At 36.7% G+C, this 18,486-nt stretch carries 20 protein-coding genes; 13 read left to right on the forward strand and 7 right to left on the reverse strand.

Going from position 1 to position 18,486, the window contains the following annotated elements; translation table 11 throughout:
- The first annotated feature begins 3 nt into the window (after positions 1-3).
- Both OQX63_RS19630 and OQX63_RS19635 read left to right on the forward strand, forming a co-directional pair.
- Positions 4-501, forward strand: a complete 498-nt coding sequence (locus OQX63_RS19630; protein WP_265852511.1) for a CCC motif membrane protein — start codon at positions 4-6, stop codon at positions 499-501.
- Between the two features lie 97 nt (positions 502-598).
- Positions 599-1,009 (forward strand): BrxA/BrxB family bacilliredoxin, encoded by a 411-nt coding sequence (locus OQX63_RS19635; protein ID WP_025145566.1) that lies wholly within the window; start codon positions 599-601, stop codon positions 1,007-1,009.
- Between the two features lie 336 nt (positions 1,010-1,345).
- On the opposite strand, the gene cdaA is transcribed toward OQX63_RS19635, so the two are convergent.
- Positions 1,346-2,137 (reverse strand): diadenylate cyclase CdaA, encoded by a 792-nt coding sequence (gene cdaA, locus OQX63_RS19640; protein ID WP_055907998.1) that lies wholly within the window; start codon positions 2,135-2,137, stop codon positions 1,346-1,348.
- Positions 2,138-2,350: 213 nt separating this feature from the next.
- Complete coding sequence (gene folP, locus OQX63_RS19645) at positions 2,351-3,202, reverse strand: dihydropteroate synthase (RefSeq protein ID WP_265852512.1); 852 nt, start codon at positions 3,200-3,202, stop codon at positions 2,351-2,353.
- 99 nt (positions 3,203-3,301) lie between these two features.
- Here folP and OQX63_RS19650 point away from each other — a divergent pair, with 99 nt between their 5' ends.
- The 5 genes from OQX63_RS19650 to OQX63_RS19670 are packed head-to-tail and all read left to right on the forward strand — an operon-like array spanning position 3,302 to position 7,062.
- A complete protein-coding gene (locus tag OQX63_RS19650; RefSeq protein WP_265852513.1) occupies positions 3,302-3,847 on the forward strand; it encodes a DUF1599 domain-containing protein in 546 nt (181 codons plus the stop codon).
- Between the two features lie 32 nt (positions 3,848-3,879).
- On the forward strand, positions 3,880-5,031 hold the full coding sequence (locus tag OQX63_RS19655; RefSeq protein ID WP_265852514.1) for a BT_3928 family protein: 1,152 nt from the start codon (positions 3,880-3,882) through the stop codon (positions 5,029-5,031).
- Positions 5,032-5,033: 2 nt separating this feature from the next.
- Positions 5,034-6,089: an ABC transporter permease gene (locus OQX63_RS19660; protein WP_265852515.1), complete on the forward strand. Its 1,056-nt coding sequence runs from the start codon at positions 5,034-5,036 to the stop codon at positions 6,087-6,089.
- A gap of 3 nt (positions 6,090-6,092) precedes the next feature.
- Positions 6,093-6,539, forward strand: a complete 447-nt coding sequence (locus tag OQX63_RS19665) for a DinB family protein (RefSeq protein ID WP_265852516.1) — start codon at positions 6,093-6,095, stop codon at positions 6,537-6,539.
- A gap of 19 nt (positions 6,540-6,558) precedes the next feature.
- Positions 6,559-7,062 carry a shikimate kinase gene (locus tag OQX63_RS19670; protein ID WP_265852517.1) on the forward strand — a complete coding sequence of 168 codons (504 nt, stop codon included), beginning with the start codon at positions 6,559-6,561 and terminating at the stop codon, positions 7,060-7,062.
- 120 nt (positions 7,063-7,182) lie between these two features.
- Here OQX63_RS19670 and crtD read toward each other — a convergent pair whose 3' ends face one another.
- Positions 7,183-8,670: a 1-hydroxycarotenoid 3,4-desaturase CrtD gene (crtD, locus tag OQX63_RS19675; protein WP_265852518.1), complete on the reverse strand. Its 1,488-nt coding sequence runs from the start codon at positions 8,668-8,670 to the stop codon at positions 7,183-7,185.
- A gap of 39 nt (positions 8,671-8,709) precedes the next feature.
- Here crtD and OQX63_RS19680 point away from each other — a divergent pair, with 39 nt between their 5' ends.
- Positions 8,710-9,369 (forward strand): virulence RhuM family protein, encoded by a 660-nt coding sequence (locus tag OQX63_RS19680; RefSeq protein WP_265852519.1) that lies wholly within the window; start codon positions 8,710-8,712, stop codon positions 9,367-9,369.
- Between the two features lies 1 nt (position 9,370).
- On the opposite strand, the gene OQX63_RS19685 is transcribed toward OQX63_RS19680, so the two are convergent.
- Complete coding sequence (locus OQX63_RS19685; RefSeq protein WP_265852520.1) at positions 9,371-11,074, reverse strand: M28 family peptidase; 1,704 nt, start codon at positions 11,072-11,074, stop codon at positions 9,371-9,373.
- 44 nt (positions 11,075-11,118) lie between these two features.
- Entirely contained in the window at positions 11,119-11,577 is a 459-nt protein-coding gene (locus OQX63_RS19690) for a DoxX family protein (protein WP_265852521.1), read from the reverse strand.
- A gap of 296 nt (positions 11,578-11,873) precedes the next feature.
- Between OQX63_RS19690 and OQX63_RS19695 the strand changes: the two genes are divergently transcribed.
- From OQX63_RS19695 to OQX63_RS19710, 4 genes are all read left to right on the forward strand, one after another.
- Complete coding sequence (locus tag OQX63_RS19695; RefSeq protein ID WP_265852522.1) at positions 11,874-12,944, forward strand: serine hydrolase domain-containing protein; 1,071 nt, start codon at positions 11,874-11,876, stop codon at positions 12,942-12,944.
- Between the two features lie 179 nt (positions 12,945-13,123).
- Positions 13,124-13,234, forward strand: coding sequence for a hypothetical protein (locus OQX63_RS23415; protein ID WP_025145553.1), 111 nt, complete (start codon positions 13,124-13,126; stop codon positions 13,232-13,234).
- A 206-nt stretch (positions 13,235-13,440) separates the two neighbouring features.
- Positions 13,441-14,853, forward strand: a complete 1,413-nt coding sequence (rlmD, locus tag OQX63_RS19705; RefSeq protein ID WP_265852523.1) for a 23S rRNA (uracil(1939)-C(5))-methyltransferase RlmD — start codon at positions 13,441-13,443, stop codon at positions 14,851-14,853.
- Positions 14,854-14,924: 71 nt separating this feature from the next.
- Complete coding sequence (locus tag OQX63_RS19710; RefSeq protein WP_265852524.1) at positions 14,925-15,338, forward strand: hypothetical protein; 414 nt, start codon at positions 14,925-14,927, stop codon at positions 15,336-15,338.
- A gap of 125 nt (positions 15,339-15,463) precedes the next feature.
- Here the strand turns inward: OQX63_RS19710 and OQX63_RS19715 are convergent, their stop codons facing one another.
- Both OQX63_RS19715 and OQX63_RS19720 read right to left on the reverse strand, forming a co-directional pair.
- Positions 15,464-16,168 (reverse strand): head GIN domain-containing protein, encoded by a 705-nt coding sequence (locus OQX63_RS19715; RefSeq protein WP_265852525.1) that lies wholly within the window; start codon positions 16,166-16,168, stop codon positions 15,464-15,466.
- A 178-nt stretch (positions 16,169-16,346) separates the two neighbouring features.
- Complete coding sequence (locus OQX63_RS19720; RefSeq protein ID WP_265852526.1) at positions 16,347-17,741, reverse strand: serine hydrolase; 1,395 nt, start codon at positions 17,739-17,741, stop codon at positions 16,347-16,349.
- A 133-nt stretch (positions 17,742-17,874) separates the two neighbouring features.
- On the opposite strand from OQX63_RS19720, the gene OQX63_RS19725 reads away from it, so the two are divergent.
- A complete protein-coding gene (locus OQX63_RS19725) occupies positions 17,875-18,381 on the forward strand; it encodes a phosphoribosyltransferase family protein (RefSeq protein WP_265852527.1) in 507 nt (168 codons plus the stop codon).
- Positions 18,382-18,486 lie beyond the last annotated feature (105 nt).

Below are 18,486 nucleotides of genomic sequence, written 5' to 3' on the forward strand. Positions count from 1 at the left end.
GCTATGTCAGAAGAACAGGAAAACCCCCAGGAAAATAAACCTATTGATCTTTCAAAGAATCAAAATCCAGAACCCGTACCTTTTCAGCCGCTTGATCAGGGGCCTGCAACTCCACCACCATTCCAGCAGCCGCCACCCTTTCAGCAACCGCCACCATTTGGCCAGTTTGGAGGAGGAGGTTTTGGTCAACAAAACTTACCAAACGCTACAGCCGCTCTTGTATTGGGCATTTTAGCAATCCCAGCTTGTTGTTTTTACGGCATATTTGGATTGATATTTGGCGTAATTGCCTGGATATTAGGCGCTGGTGATATGAAAAAATATCAGCTTAATCCGGGTTTGTATACCGAATCATCATATAAAAATGCAAAAGCAGGCAAAATCTGTGGAATGATCGCAACCATTTTAAGCGCACTATTAATCGTGATGGTTATATTAGTTATAGTTGGAGCCATCTCTAATCCTCAGATGTTTGATAATTTTATCAAAGGAATGAAATAGGTCATTAATTTTACCTTAAAAATATAAATCGGACGGTGCATGCCATTCGATTTTCTTATTTTTGTACTATTGATATTGTAAATAAAAAACTAAGATAATGTATCCAGAATATTTAGTAGAGCCAATGCGTAAGGAATTAACCAACGTTGGTTTTCAAGAGTTAAAAAATGCAGCAGATGTAGATCAAGCGATTAAAGGCGAAGGAACTGTGTTGGTTGTTGTGAATTCAGTTTGTGGTTGTGCAGCAGCAAATGCACGTCCGGCAGCTCGCGCAGCGGCAGCACACGAAAAACACCCTGATAAACTGGTTACTGTTTTTGCAGGTATGGAAAAAGAAGCAGTAGATCAGGCTAGAAATTATATGATGCCTTTTCCTCCATCTTCTCCGGCTATGGCTTTATTTAAAGATGGAAAATTGGTACACATGATCGAGCGTCACCAAATTGAAGGCAGACCAGCACAAATGATTGCTGATAACCTGATCGGTGCTTTTGAACAATACTGTTAAAAATTGATTACACAGATTATTGGATTACACTGATAAGAAAGTAGTTTAAATTATAATGAAATGGTGAGTGGAAACATTCACCATTTTGCGTTTATCTATTTTGGTTGCTGTTTAGTGTTAATTTGTAAAATCTGCTAGTGTAATTTTTTGCCACGGAAACACAGAAAGTACTGAATATTCCCTTCGGTTTGTCATCCTGAGCGTAGTCGAAGGATCTTTATTGTATTTGTTCTGCTAATCGAAAGTTCTGTATTTTAAGGTGAGGGATCCTTCGTTGCATTCAGGATGACAATACCCAATCCTATGTAATTATCTTAAACCCGCTAATCTGTATTACTAAAAATCTTTATTCAGTAATTTTTCCAGTTCTCCGAAAGAAACATTCATTCTTACACGGCCTTGTTTAGCATAAGATATTTCTCCTGTCTCTTCTGATATAATTACGGCAACAGCATCAGTTGTTTCCGAAACACCAATACCTGCACGGTGCCTTAATCCAAATTGCGAGGGTAACTGATCGTTATCCGTCAAAGGCAAAATACAGCTGGCACTTTTAATCTTGTTTTCAGAAATAACCACGGCGCCGTCATGCAGCGGACTGTTTTTCTGAAAGATACTTTCCAGCAAACGTTTTGATATTTTGGCATCGACAAGTTCGCAGCTATTGGCAAAAAACTGTTCGTCGTAAAATTTAACGAATACAATTAACGCTCCTGTGCGTGTTTTCTTCATGCTTTTACAAGCATCAATGATTGGTTTTATACGGGTTAAATTATTTCTTTCAATTTCTTTCCTTCCAAATAAATAACCCCACCAAGCTTTATTCTTTTGCAAAAAGGCATTTTTCCCAATCAGCAAAAGAAAGCGCCTGATCTCCGGGTGGAAAATAACAATCAGCGCAATAATGCCCACGCTCATAAATTTTTCTATGATGGCGGTTAATAATTCCATGTGCAGGGCTTTTACTATCCAGTAAAAAACTGTGATAATAAACATCCCAACAAGCAGGTTAACGGCTAGCGTATTGCGGATTAGGGTATAAACATAGTAAATTAATAAAGCCACCAAAATAATATCTACGATATCAGTTGGCGATACTTTAAGGAAGTCAAAATCAAAACCTTTCATTAGTGGCAAGATAGCAAAACGGATTTCAGTTTACAAGATAGGTTGACTGTTTAAATTGGTTATTAATGATCGTCACCCTGAATTTATTTCAGGGTCTTTGTCGAAAAATAGATGCTGAAACAAGTTCAGCAGGACGAATTTCGGGAGAAGTTGCGGCCTTGTGCAGATTTTATAAAGAATCAGGGCTAAATAACAAATCGCTTGCCCCTGCATTTAACCCAACTTCTCCACCAACCGCACACACTCAACCGCTTCCTTCACATCATGTACCCTTAAAATACCAGCACCTTTTTGTAATGCAATGGTGTTAAGTACAGAGGTTCCGTTCAGGGCCTCTGCTGCTGTGGTACCAAGCGTTTTATAAATCATTCCTTTACGAGAGAAACCCACTAAAACAGGAAGTTTGAAAATTTTAAAAGCTTCCATTTGTCTTAGTAGTTCGTAATTATGTTCAATGGTTTTTCCGAAGCCAAAACCTGGGTCAATAACTACATCATGAATATGCAAAGCAGTAAGTGCCGCAACTTTTTTCGCCAGATAATCGATTACTTCCAGCAATACATTGTTATATGTGGGATTTTGTTGCATATTTTGAGGTGTGCCTTGCATATGCATCATGATATAGGGGACCTGTAGCTTCGCTACTGTTTCGAACATTTGCTCGTCCATATCACCTGCAGCAATGTCGTTAATAATATGCGCGCCAGCTTCAATGGTTTCCTGGGCAACCTTTGCCCTGAAGGTATCAATGGAAATAATAGCTTCAGGAAATGCTTTTACCAAACTTTCTACCACAGGTACTAAACGGTCTGTTTCTTCATTTATAGAAATATCCTGAGCACCAGGCCTTGATGAATAACCGCCAACATCAATAAACGTAGCTCCTTCATTTAAAAACTGGGCAGCTTTTATCAAGGCTTCATCTATCGTTTTTGTACGGCTGTTGTTGTAAAAAGAATCGGGGGTGATATTTAAGATTCCCATCACTTTTGGCGTGCTTAAATCGATAAGCCTACCTTTTATATTTAAGCTTTGTTTGGGCTCAAAAAAGTTTTTTTCTGCCATAATAAACCCTTTCGGGATTTGGGTTTCGCTTTAAAAATGTATCTTTAGCTTTTGTTTTTTCAGCACAAAAATACACTAAAAACTAAATAATTATTGGCTTTGGCACAAACAAATACCTCTACAGAATTTGATGAAGTGATTGCAGTTTGCAAATCATTATTTTTAAAAAAAACTAAAGATTACGGTACTGCATGGCGGATTTTAAGACCAAGTTCGATAACTGATCAGATTTTTATCAAAGCGCAACGCATCCGTACCCTTGAAGAAAAAAAAGTAAGTAAGGTGGGAGAGGGTGTGATATCTGAATACATCGGCATTGTAAACTATTGTGTGATTGCCATGATACAACTCGATTTAACCGAAAGTGACCCATATGAAATGCCTTATGATCAAGTTGAAAAAAGATTTGTAGAAAAGGTAACGGAAACCAAAGATTTAATGTTTGCCAAAAATCACGATTATGGTGAGGCTTGGCGCGATATGCGTATTAGCTCGTTAACAGATCTGATTTTGATGAAAATTTTTAGGGTTAAACAGATAGAAGATAACGAAGGGCTAACACTGGCTTCAGAAGGCGTTAATGCTAATTATCAGGATATGCTGAACTATTCGGTTTTTGCGCTGATCAAACTTGGTGTTAAATAAATAGTAAAATTGCCTATAAAACAGATACATAGATGCGAAATATACTTTTAAGATTTTCCAGAATTTTTGTTGGTGCTTTATTCATATTTTCAGGATTAATCAAAGCAAATGATCCGCTTGGATTTGGCTATAAACTACAGGAATATTTTGAAGTCTTTCACATGAATTTTCTGAGCGGAATGGCTACCGGTATTGCCATTTTACTTTGTACTTTAGAAATTGTTCTCGGTGCCTTATTGTTATTGGGTTTCTGGAGCAAAAAAGTAGCCTGGGGCCTATTGCTACTCATTATCTTTTTTACCCTGCTAACCTTTATATCTGCAGCATTTAAAGTAGTAACCAGTTGTGGTTGTTTCGGCGATGCCATCCCACTTACACCGTGGCAGTCGTTTACGAAGGATTTGATCCTTTTGGCACTTATTATTGTGATTTTCCTAAATAAAAACCGCATTCAGCCATTATTTAAAAAAGAAACAACACAAAAAAATATTGCCATTGCAGTAACGGTTATATCTTTAGGGTTTGGGTTATATACTTATAATGTTTTGCCAATTATTGACTTCTTGCCTTACAAAGTTGGCGCACATATTCCGTCGTTAATGGTGATTCCTCCTGGAGAAAAGCCGGATGAATTTGAAATCATGTATCACCTCAAAAACAAGAAAACCAAAGAGGAAAAAGACATGAGCGATAAAGCCTATCTTAAAACTGAGATCTGGAAAGATAACAATTGGGAAATTATCGGCGAACCGGCAAAAAGGCTGGTTAAAAAAGGATTTGAGCCTAAAATCAAAGATTTGAACATTACGGATGCTTCCGGAACCGATTATACAAAGGAACTGATTGAAAATCCATACTATAATTTAATTTTTGTGGCTTATGATCTGCATGCAACCAATGAAGCCGCTATTGGTAAATTAAATGCACTGGCCTTAAATGCCACTCAACAGTTTAATATCCGTACGGTATTGCTTACTTCTAATTCGGCACAGGATGCACAAGCCTTTATTAAAAAAAACAACCTGTTTTCAGAAGTGTTTTTTGCAGATGCCGTTCCGCTAAAAAGTATGGTAAGGGCTAATCCTGGTATTTTATTAATGAAAAATGGAGTGGTGATCAATAAGTGGCATTACCATAATGTACCCACTTTCGACCAACTCAGCCGAAAATATTTCGATAAGTAAACATGATCGGGTATGCACTAAAAAAACTAATGTATGGACTGCTGGTAATGGGCGGTGTAATATTGGTTGTTTTTGTGCTGTTTAATATTTTGCCTGGCGATCCTGCAAGGATGACAATGGGGCAGCGGGCCGATGTTCAGTCACTTGAAGCAGTACGCAAAGAATTTGGTTTAGACCGATCAAAGCCTGTACAGTTTATTTTATATATAAATGATTTATCACCGATCAGTATTTTGAATAACGATAGTACCAGCCAGCAAAAATACCATTACGCCAAACTGATTGCTTTTGATAAAAAAGTGCTGGCGCTAAAATGGCCCTACCTGCGGAGCTCGTACCAAACCAAACGCGATGTTACTGCAATCCTTTCAGAAACGGTACCTAATACTTTTATCCTGGCATTAACGGCAATGATTTTTGCAACCATCATCGGTGTGTTTTTAGGGGTGCTGTCTGCCGTTTATAAAGATTCGTGGATTGATAAAACAGCCAATGCATTTGCCATTTTAGGCATATCTGCACCTTCTTTTTTCGCGGGGATTATCATTGCCTGGTTATTTGGCTTTGTATTGAGCAATTATACAGGTTTAAAAATGAGTGGAAGCTTGTACTCTTATGACCCTTTTAATGGAGAGGTGTTAACTTTAAGGAATTTATGGCTGCCAATGATTACGCTGGGTTTAAGGCCATTGGTCATTATTGTACAGTTAACCCGTAGCGCCATGCTGGATGTTTTGGCACAGGATTACATTAGAACAGCAAAGGCAAAAGGTTTGGGCAGAAATGCGATTATTTACAAACATGCTTTAAAAAATGCCATGAATCCTGTCATTACAGCTATTTCGGGATGGTTTGCATCTTTATTGGCCGGATCTTTTTTTGTAGAATACATTTTCGGTTATAATGGTTTGGGAAGAACAACCGTAACTGCCTTAGAAATGTCTGATTTTCCGGTGGTAATGGGATCTATTCTTTTTATTGCCTTTGTTTTTGTAGTCATTAATATTCTTGTCGACATTTTATATGCCTATGTTGATCCAAGGGTTAAATTAAGTTAAGTGATGAGTGAAGAAGAAATAATAAAGTATACGGAGCTTGCAGATCAGCGGATTATCGAAATCTTTAAGCTCGCCGAGGTAGAAATGCCTGATGCTGAGCGGCTGTTCAGTCATGTGCTCAATGCGCAGCATATTTGGGCACATCGTATTTCTGGACAAAAACCAACATATGGCGTTTGGGATATTCATCCGAAAGAAAAATTTGAAAGCCTCTCTTTAGAAAATTTTCAACTGATTAAGGAGGCACTGAATCATCATCCTTTAGATCAGCGTATTTTATACTCGAATTCCAAAGGGGATCAATATGAAAACCGTGTAGATGAAATTTTAATTCATTTGTTTAATCATTCTACTTATCATCGTGGACAGGTAGTAACCTTATTAAAAAAGGCTGGTTTTACGCCACCTGTAACTGATTATATTATATTAAAACGCGAGCATTTATTTTAGGCCGGCAATAAGAAATCACATGAAAATTTTCCTTCTCGGCTATATGGGCTGCGGTAAAAGTACAAAAGCAAAACAACTGGCACACCGTTTAGCATGTCCGGTGATTGATCTGGATTCAGAAATTGTTGCGAAAACAGGCAAAAGCATAGCCGAATATTTTGCAGCATTTGGAGAAAGTGGTTTCAGGGATTATGAAAGTGAAATGCTTAAAACCTTCGATTATCCAGAGACCTGTGTAGTGGCTACCGGAGGTGGATTGCCTTGTTTCTTCGATAATATGGAATGGATGAATGCGAATGGAGAAACGGTTTACCTGCAAATGGAACCTGCTGCTTTGGTATCGCGTTTACATAACCGTCAAAAACGTCCTTTAATTAAAGATTTGGATGATGAACAACTCCTTATCTTTATCAAAGAAAAACTTCAGGAACGTGAACCTTTTTATACCCAGGCGAAAATAATTGTAGATGCATTTGACCTCGATGGGGAGAAGCTGGAGGAAGCAATTAGGGGAAGTCATTAGTCTGCAGTCGAGAGTCCTTAGTCTTCAATCATTAATCGCTTTTAGCAATACTGCGATAGGTCGTAAGCTATCAACTATAGACCATCAAACCATCAAACCATTGACCCAATGGCTAATGAACTATTGAACGACTGAACTAATATCATCATCAATAATCTTGGCCGACAATAGTGCCAACGGGATTCCGCCACCCGGATGTACGCTACCACCGCAGAAGTAAAGATTCTTCACTTTCGAACTAAAGTTAGAGTGCCTTAAAAAGGCGGAAAACTGACTGTTGGAGCTATTACCGTACAAAGCACCCTGATACGATCCTGTTTTGCTTTCTATGGCTCTTGGATCAAGTATTTGTTCGCAAACGATATCTTTTTCAATATTCCGGTTTAAAATCCGGTTGATTTTGTTAATAATATTTGCCCTTGCATCCTTAATTAACTGATCCCAGTTTTGTCCTTTATTGGCGGGTACATTAATCATTACGAACCAGTTTTCATTATTTGCCGGTGCATCTGCTCTGATGTGTTTAGCACTGATATTAATGTAAACAGTAGGGTCGCTGCTAATGGTTTTGTCTTTCCAGATGGCATTAAATTCTTTTTGATAATCTTCAGCAAAGAAGATATTATGCAGGCCTAAGTCACTATAATTGCTATCCATGCCCCAGTAAAAAATTAACGCTGAACTGCTTCGTTCCTGGGTTAATAATTTTTTAGGTTCAGTTATACCTTTAAGTAGATTTTTATAGGTGAACCAGATGTCAAGGTTGGAGATCACGATGTCTGCTTTGTAGGTTTTGTCGTTAACTTTAACACCCTCTATCCTAAGTTTGCCTACACTACTATACAAAATTTCTTCAACTTTTTGGCTATAATGAAACCTGATGCCCAGTTCTTCAGCTAATTTCACTAAAGCATTAACAATACCATACATGCCGTCTTTTGGGATAAAAGCACCGAAATGATATTCGAAATGTGGAATTACATTCAATGTAGCTGGTGCCTGATAGGGATCTGAGCCATTGTAAGTGGCATATCGGTTAAAAAGCTGTGTAATGCGCTCATCTTTAAAAAATGATTGGTTTGCCTTAGCCTGTGTTCTGAAAGCATCAATCTGACCGAAACGGAATATTGATTTTAAAGTATCCCAATGCAGGTAACTTTTAAGTTTATGCAAACTTCTTTCTAAAAAAACGCGATGAGTAACCTCATAGATTGTATTACTTTTTTTTAAAAAACGCTGGACTTCTGTCGCGGTTGAATGGGTTTTTTCTTCTATGTTCTTTGCAAATTGATCAAGATCAGCAGTGGCATTTAACCGTAAACCATCTTCATAAAAGTAACGGCAAATTTCCTTTAATTTGATGTATTTAAAATAATCTTCAGGATTTTTTCCAGCCAGTTTAAAAAGTTCGTCTACATATTGCGGCATGGTAAAAAGACTCGGACCGGCATCGAACCTGAAACCATTCATTTTTATTTCCCCAAGCTTGCCTCCAGGTTTTGAATTGGCTTCGAAAATATCGACTTGATAACCTTTTACAGCGAGGCGAATGGCAGATGCAATTCCTGCAATTCCGGCACCGATAACTATGGCTTTTGGTTTAGGCATAATGCGAAAATAGAATAAATATTTTACTAACTTAAGGCAATGACTAAGGATGAAATTATAATTTATAAAAATGAAGCAAGACTACCAATAATAGAAGTGGTTTTCGGCAATGATACTGTTTGGCTTACTCAACAGCAGATGCAACAGCTTTTTAATAAAACTAAACAGAATATAAGCCTCCATATTAAGAATATATTTAGTGAAAATGAACTTGTAAAAGATTCAGTTGTCAAGGAATCCTTGACAACTGCTTTAGATGGTAAACGTTATAATACATTCTACTATTCACTTGATGTAGTTATTTCAGTAGGCTATCGTATAAAATCGGTTGAGGGTACTAAATTCCGCATTTGGGCCAACCAAATTTTAAAAGATTATCTAATAAATGGGTATGCCTTAAATTATAAAAAATTACAAGAGCAAAGCCAGCAACTTATAGAATTGAAGCAGGCTATTAAGCTGGTCGGTGCTGTTCAAAATAACCACTTGCTTAATAATGATAAACTAAAAGACACTTTTAAAATTCTTACAAATGATGTATATGCTTTAGATGTTCTTGACCGTTACGACCATCAGCAGCTGGAAAATGAAGTTTCTGGTCACAGTGGCGATTTTAAAATAGATTACAATTCTGCACTTGAAGCCATAGATGATTTGAGAGTGAAATTTGGAGGAAGCAAACTCTTTGGAAAAAACTAACCTACTTTAATTCCGCTAAATATGCTTTGGTTTGTTTTTCGATCTCATTTGTCGCAAACTTAATGGACGAACCCACTCTTGTGGTTTCTGCTTTAACTGGCATTTTTTTGATGGTTGCCAATGCATCAGCATACCATTTGCACCAAACCTCGATAATATGCTTCTCATCGTCTGCCGATTTTCCTTCAGCGATGGCTTTTTTACTCAGTTCAAATTCAGTTTTTAAGCGTATCAAAGCATCTGCTTTAATTTGAGAAACAGTAGCTATAGCAGTATTTTCATCTGCAGAAATTAAAGTATAAGCTGCAGTTAAACCACTTATACCAACGTTTTTCATTTCAGTTGGCGAAACTTTGTCGATCCTGTCGTTATCCGTATGATAAAACACATCGGTAAAGTGCCACATCAGTAGTCCTGGGATTTTATTTTGTAAAAAAGGAGTGTGATCGCTGCCGCCTTCAAAAGGATTATAGTTAACCGTCCAGTTTGCAAATTTGCCCTGTGTCTTGCAGATATCAAAGATGAAGTCGTTAAAATAATGTGGAAAAAGGTCTTTTTCACTAACATCGCCAGCGCCCCATTCGGTGTGTTTATCTGTACCTCTTGTCCAAATGGCAGAAGGATCGGGCATTTTTTCGATTAAGAAAGAGCCACCAGTTTTTTTAGTGTCTTCGCCAACCATATCCAAACTCATTCCCCACATAATGTCTTTGGCTCTTGTGGTATCTTCAGTAATATATCTTCTTGTTGATACAATTTCATCGCCCCATAAAAAGGTTAAGCTGCGTTTGGGGTTTATCTTTTTTGCCTGGTATAATTCAGCAGTTAATCTTGCCATTTCTGCTAATGTACCCACACCACTGGCATTATCGTTTGCTCCAGGTTCTTGTACGTGGGCGCTAAACACAAAACGTTCATTTGGATTCACGCTTCCTTTAACATTTGCCACAATGGTTAATTCTTCGGAAGGATAAATTTTGGTCTGGATATTTACATTCAATTTAGTCTCACCTTTTAGACAATTGGCTTTTAATTTTTCTTTCGCCGCATAAGATAGGAGCAATGTCCACACTTCGCTATTGGCTTTCATGCTGCCGAACTGAATGGAGGTTTGATGAATTTCTGGTTGGGTATATTTTGGCATCGAATAGCCCAGTACGCCAACGGCTCCGGCATTGCTTGCGATTTGGAGTAAACGCGATGGATTGTTTTCCGAAAACAGAATTTTTCCTTTCAGATCCATCTTTTCTATTTCTGCTGGAACTATTTTTTCGATGTAAACCACGTTAGCCGTAACGCCATCAGTGGGAGTTGAGCCACAGTTAATCGGAATCATGTTACGGTTGGTTTTGTAAGAAATAAGTGGTTGTGCTTCACCTATAATGTTAATAACGGCATCAACAGGCTCCCAGGTGTTATTTTTTATCGCTCTTTTTTCAATCCTGTAAGTTAAAGGTGCTTCAAACTCATCTTGCTTCTGTTCTACAAAACCAGCTTTTTTAAGGATGTTTTCTACATAATGAATGCTTGCATTAAAACCCGTATTGCCGGGTACACGGAAATATTTTTCTACAAAAGCAGTGGTTTCGTAGGCGTTTTTTTCTACGAAGCCAGCCCGCGTTAGCTTGAAGTATTCGTCTGTTGGGTTTTGCGCGTAACATCCCAATCCCGCGAAAAGCAGTAGCAAAATTATCTTCGTTTTCATGATCATCTATAAAAGCGAAAGATACTAAGAATATTTAATGTTGCTTACGCGTAACGTTTGCCCGTTTTATGTTTTAATCCTTCATCAACCGATAATGGACCGGAGCCAACTACCCAAAACATAATCAGCAGAAATAGCACCAATACCGAAAACCACAATTCAGAATTTGGTGTAGAAAAACCCGGGGTAAGGTTAACAAAAAACACGGCAAACAGTAAGATTGGGATCTGGATGACGACGGCAAAGCGGGTAACCAGGCCTAGCGTGATCAAAATACCGCCAACCAAATGTGCAAAGGCAACAACATGAATGGCTACACTGATCAGTACCCCTGAAAAACCAAATACATTGTTTTGTGTAATCATATTCTGGAGTACGGAAGTGTCACTAACGAAAGAGACACCTTTTCCAAAAATGATCAGGCCAAGTACAATCCGAAGATAATCCAGCCATTTCGAATGATGAACATCTCCCCAATGTTCAATTTTACGGATAACGTTCATAATGAACCTCCAGTTTTATGTGAATGATATATTAAGTTACAGATTTATATCATAATATCAAATAACGGACTGAAAATAAAAGTGTTACGCTCTAAAAAAAAAGTGATTTTTTAACATTGCTAGATGTTAACAAGATAACATCTGATTTTCCGTTTCAGAAAAACGGTGTGTTTTGTTTAATGTGAGAATGGCATCATTGAACTCATGATATTGATCAACATTAGTAAATCAAAATCTTTCTTAAATAACTGTAACACGCTACACAGCAAACGCGTCTTAATAAAAAAATCTTATTGATGAAGAGTATATTTGTTGCACTTTTGCTGTCAATTGCAGGCCTTTCTGCAACTGCACAAACTTCTGCCATTAGTTCTTTTATAGAAAGTTACACTCACCAGCACAACTTCAATGGTACTGTGCTTGTTCAAAAAGATTCGGAGATACTGTATCAGGCCAGCTTCGGACTTGCAAATCGAGAGTTTAAAATTCCCTTTAATGATGAGACAAAATACAAGATTTGTTCAATCACCAAATCTTTCACTGCTGCTTTAATACTACAACTTTATGAGCAAGGTAAGATTGAATTGAATGCGAAAATTTCTGCTTATTTGCCTGATTATGCGGGAGAAGGTGCAACGCGTGTATCAATTCATCAATTATTGAATCATACTTCGGGGCTTGCTAATACAGACACAGTTAAAAGCCTGGAAAATGCTTTAAAGTATGGTATTGGATTCTATAACAAGCCATATACATCCGATCAATTAGTGAAAAATTTTTGTTCTAACCGGTTAGTTAATGAGCCCGGTAAGAAATTTGATTATAATAATGGCGATTACATTATTTTAGGTAAAATTTTAGAAAGAATCTATCATAAATCCTATGAGAAAATTTTAAGTGATCAAATATTAACCCCGTTACATATGTACCATTCTGGATTACTTTCTCAAGATAAACTAGTTGACAGTCTCTCCAATACGTATTTTTTAAGGACTGACCTTAATCAAATAGTTCCAGATCTTCCTATGTATAATCAGGACTGGTATGCGGCTGGGGCAATGTATTCAAATACCAAAGACCTGCTAAAATTTTTCAATGCGCTGTTTGATTTAAAACTTATTAAAAAGGAAACTTTAGCGCTAATGCTCAAGCCCGGTTTAGACAATTACGGCTATAGTGTTTGGATCAGGGATTACACAGGTGCGAATAGAAAGTATAAACGAATGGAGCGATATGGTAGTATCTTAGGGGCAAATGCAGTTGTATTTCGTTATTTGAACGAGAACGTTACTGTAATTGTTTTAAGCAACACTAATCTAACGGATTTAGGAGACTTTGCTGTAAAAATAGGAAGAACCATCTTTTAACTAAGAAGATAGCGACTTGATTGGTGTGACTGGTGATATAATGATTTGAACATAAATTAGTTATGACTGAAATTTAAAGTTTTAACCATTTGATGTAAAATTAACATAAAATTAATTTGTACCGTTTTAGTTTTTGGTATGAATTTAGTATTATTGCTTAAATAGATAGGTTTTTTATCATGAGCAAAGAAATATTAGAGTTTTCTGTACAAGTAGATGAAAAATTTGACCTAAAATTTAACTGGTTAGATGGCTTTTGGGGCGCTGCATTTAAATTTTTTGGAAAATAATTTTTAAAATCAAAAATATATTGAATCAGTTACCCTAAACTGAGAGGAAAAGTATTGCCTGCTCTTTCTGATAGAACATTTATCTTGATCATTAATTCTACTTTAGTCCTTCAATTATTTATATTCATTCCAACTTTAGCGCTCAGTTTTAGTCTTTACCCTTTGGTCTTTCCTCTTTCAGCTTTTAGCCTTATCTTTGCAAAATAATGAGTAGAAGAAAACCTGGTACGGTAACGATTGTTCCAAACGTACAAATAATTGATATTGCAGAAGAAGGAAAAGGTGTTGGCAAGGCTGATGAATTGGTCATTTTTGTGGATAAAGCTGTTCCTGGAGATGTAGTAGATGTACGTTTAACGAAAAAGAAAAAGAATTTTGCTGAAGCAATCATTGATCAGCTCCATGAAAAATCAGCATTGCGTACCGATCCTTTTTGTCCTCATTTCGGAACCTGTGGCGGCTGTAAATGGCAGCATATGGGGTACGATGCTCAATTAAAGTTTAAACAGAAAAATGTTGAGGCAGCTTTACAGCGTTTAGGCAAAATAGATACTTCAGGAACAGAACCTATTTTAGGTTCGGCAAAAAACAGATATTACCGTAATAAATTAGAATTTACTTTTTCGAATAAACGTTGGTTAGAAAAAACGGATGTTGAACGCGGTGAAGATTTTGATATGAACGCATTGGGTTTTCACGTGCCCTTACGCTTCGATAAAATTTTAGATATCGAACATTGTTATTTACAGGATGAGCCATCTAATTCGATTAGAAACGCTGTTCGTAAATATGCTTTAGAAAATGAGCTATCTTTTTACGATCTGCGTAACCATGAGGGTGTTTTGCGTAACCTGATTATCCGTACTTCTAGCACGGGAGAAGTGATGGTTGCGGTCGTTTTTGCTTATCCAGAACAAACACAGGTTGACGGTTTAATGGAGTTCCTTAAAAATGAATTCCCACAAATTACCTCATTGCTTTATATCGTTAACCAAAAGAAGAATGATACCATTTTCGATCAGGAAGTAGAGGTTTTTGCTGGCCGTGATCATATTTTTGAAGAAATGGATGGCATCCGCTTTAAAATTGGGGTAAAATCTTTTTATCAGACCAATTCAGAACAAGCCTTCGAATTATATAAGATCACGCGTGATTTTGCAGGATTTAAAGGCGACGAACTGGTTTATGATTTATATACCGGTGCAGGTACCATTGCGAATTTTATTGCAAAAAACGTGAAGCAGGTAGTAGGCGTAGAATATGTGCCAACCGCAATTGAAGATGCGAAGTTTAACTCCGAATTAAACGGGATCGATAATACCATCTTTTATGCTGGCGATATGAAAGATATCCTGACTTCAGAATTCATATTAGCGCATGGTAAGCCAGATGTGGTCATTACCGATCCGCCACGTGCCGGAATGCACGCAGATGTAGTACAAAGATTATTGGAAATGGAAGCCGAAAAAATTGTTTATGTCAGCTGTAATGCGGCCACGCAAGCAAGAGATTTAGAGTTACTGAAAGAGAAATACGACGTGGTGCGCATTAAACCTGTAGATATGTTTCCGCATACGCAGCATGTAGAAAATGTAGTACTTTTAAGATTGAAGGCCTAAGATGTAAAAATGGAAGCTATATGATGGAATTTTAAAACGTTTCAACATTTAAACCTTTCAATAACAAAAAAATGGATAGAGAAGAATTATTAAGTGCGACGCCGGAAGATAGTGGCGCACCACAAAAGAAGCAGGAGAGTCCGCTGGTAAGCTTAGAAAAAGACCTGGAGTTTTATGCTGATGCAATTAAAGAGGTATCCATTGAAATTATGGTTGAAGGCATTTCTGCCTATCCCATTTTTATTGCTCACCAACACGAAGTAAATCTAGGAGAGGTTATTTTAAATAAAGAAGAACTCAATACCAATTGGACCATACAGGCCTCTACATTAGAAGAATTTGTAGAAAAAGGAATTATTAGCAAGGAGAAAAAAGAACCTTTCTTAAAAGTATATAAGAAACCGGAAGACTTTATGTGTGTATTTGTGATCGTTCCTGAAGGCGCTAACTTTATTTATTATCCGTATAAAAAAGGTAGAGGGTAGAAAGGCTGAGGGTTTAAGGTCTCCTCACTATAGCCTATAATGACCATAATCTGTGCAATCACCTTCAAAAAAAACGCCGCTTTGCATCCACAAAGCAGCGTATTATTATTAACTAAACTAAAGTTTTAATTTACATGGTGTACATCTCCGCTTTTTGAACTTGATGTTTTCTTGAGTGCAGCATTCCCTTTATAACTTACATCACCGCCACCACTTGCACTGGCCTCCAAGCCTTTATTTACATAAAGACTTACATCAGAACCACCAGAAGCCTGCACTTTTGCATAATCCGCAATTAATTCATAAGCATCGATATCGCTACCCCCACTTGATTGAATAGTCATATTTTCTGTTTTGCCTTTTAAATCGATATCGCTGCCTCCGCTTGATTGGATAGATAGATCTTTGCAAACTAGAGTAATTTTTAAATCTGATCCGCCAGAAGAGCGGATGGCAAGTTTATCGGTTTTAATCTGATTTTGTGTAAAAACATCCGAACCTCCTGAGGCTGCAATTGCGTTTAAGGTTTTAAAACTTACATAAGCTTTAATGGTACGGTTTTTAAACATGCCACTCCAGTTAATGCCATCTTTAAATTTTATGGTAACATTGCCGCCGCTTTGCTCAACAACAATATCTTTTAATGTTTCTGAATCAGATTTTATGCTCACACTCTCACTGCCACCTTGGGTTAGATACAAGTCGATTCCACTGCTTACGCCAATACTATTAAAATTTTTAACCGTGAAATTTTTAGTTTCCTGTGCTTTAGCGATGTAGCTGGTTACCACTATAAATAAAATGGCTGATGATTTGAGAAGGATTTTCATAGTCGTTTTTTGTTAAATGATTCTGGAGCCAATTCTGATGCAGTATTTACATAGTAAGGCTTTGATTTTCTGTTTTGGTTATAGATATTAGACGCATCTCTGGTGGAAACGTTGCAAACAATCTAAATTATTTTTCAAATGGTTGAAAAACCTGGATGGTCTTCTTATGAATTTTACACTATTTATCCATTTTAGTGCATTTTAGAATATTATCTCCGTCTTTAATTAAAAGGGTATCTATAATACCTTTTTCATTTTTTGTAAAAATTATCTTTGGATCAAAATCCCAAAGAAAAAATATTTCCTGTGTTTGCGGGAACAGATTGAAGGTTGGTAAACCAATTGTTTTCAAGATTAAATTCTTATCTTTTTTATAAATATTTACCTCTTCTCCATCTGGCCTTATGTATTTGCCTGTATAGGTATTTAATATATCATCGCTTATCTTAAAAACTTTAGGAATGTCATTTAGTGCCGTGCTTTTGAGAGCTTTATGTATAATTTCTGTTCCTTCAGGCCAAAAAGACCTGACAATGTTATTGCAAATGATTTGTCCGTTGTCTCCATTTGTTAATACAATTATGCCACGTTTTGATTTTGGAAGTAATACGATAATTGCCGCTACGCCTGCATCATTACCTCCATGTTCCATTGCATATTCATGATTGGGTAAATCTTTAATTAGTCGCCAGCCTAGTCCCTGCATTAAATTCTGATTAATTTTAGCCTGTCCTTTAATTATTTCGTTAAATAATTGCTTAGAAATATGGAGGCCATTTAAAGTTTCAATGCCAAATTTACTAAGGTCAGTAACTGTTGTGATCAAATCATCTGCAGCACTTGGTTCGGAAGCATAATTACTTTTGGTGTATTCTTTTCCATTAGCATCATACCACCTGCTAAATCTTTTTAAATCTTGTTTACCGTTCCATTCATGTTTGGTGTCGATCATACTGAATGGTTTAAATAAAATCGAGTCTGAAAGTTGAACTAAAGATTTATGAAATTTATGCTCTATGGCTTTTTTGAGATACTCCATTCCTTCTCCCGAATAATTAAATTTGGTTCCTGGCGCAAATTCAAATTGAAGTTTTCCTGATGCATTCATCCATCTCCAATTGCTAAATCCTGATTGTTGACTTAAGATATGGCGGGTTGTTAGTTTTTTTGATAATGAATCAGATGCAATATCAGGATCGGTATAATAATGATATAGTGGTTCATCTAATTGCCAATCGCCATTATCGATTAGTTTTAATACAAGCGTTGAAAATATCACTTTAGTTACTGATGCTACATTGAAGAGTGTATTAACAGGTTTTAGAGATCCGGTAGAATCCTTGCCATATACTTTTGCATGTATTAACTTTCCATCTTGTATTATGCCAAGGCCTACATTTGGAACATTTAAATCTTTTTGCCAGGCAGCTATTTGACCTTCCAAAAGTTTAATTTTCTCGTCAGATTTATTTTGCTTGATCGTTTTACTAAGACTATTATTTTGAGCATAATTGCTAGTCGGAATTAATAGAAATAAAAAAAGATAAAAAAATATTTTGTTTAAATGTTTCATTTCCCCAGCGTGTTCTATTTGGATTATCAGACGGTGAGGAGGAGAAAACGTTGCAAGCAGTTGAAATTATTTTTCAAATAGTTTGAATTTCATCCTTAAAATCGTTCTTTTTGTATTCAATCCTTTTTATACAATGGCATCGCAATTACTTATTCTTAACAAGAAACAGATTCAGCAGAAAATAGACCGTATCGCTTATCAGATTTTAGAGGATAACCTGAACGAGAAAGAAGTGGTGCTGGCCGGTATTTGGGACCGTGGCTACAAACTGGCATTAAGATTAGAAAAAGTACTTAAAAAGATTTCAGGTTTTAAACTCACCTTATTGCGTATTGACCTGCAGAAGCAAAGCAGCAAATTGGTGGCTTCAACAGATTTGGATGAAAGCCATTGGAAAAATAAGGTAATTATTATTGTTGATGATGTATTGAACAGTGGTAAAACCCTTGCTTATGGTTTAGGTGTTTTCTTAAACACCCCACATAAAAAAATCCGTACGGTAGTTTTGGTTGATCGAAGCCATAAAATCTTTCCTATTGCAACTGATTTTGTTGGACTTGAACTTGCTACCATCTTGAAAGAACATGTAGATGTGGTGATGGATGTGGAAGGAGAAGAGGATCGGGTTTATTTGAGCTAAGTAAGAATTGGTATCGTCCTCGTTTGTAACGAGGATGTATGAGAACAGCGATTGTATCGCTGATTAAACGTTGTTAATAATTTGCACCACATTACAAATGTGGAT

Source organism: Pedobacter sp. PF22-3 (assembly GCF_026239555.1).
GTDB lineage: Bacteria > Bacteroidota > Bacteroidia > Sphingobacteriales > Sphingobacteriaceae > Pedobacter.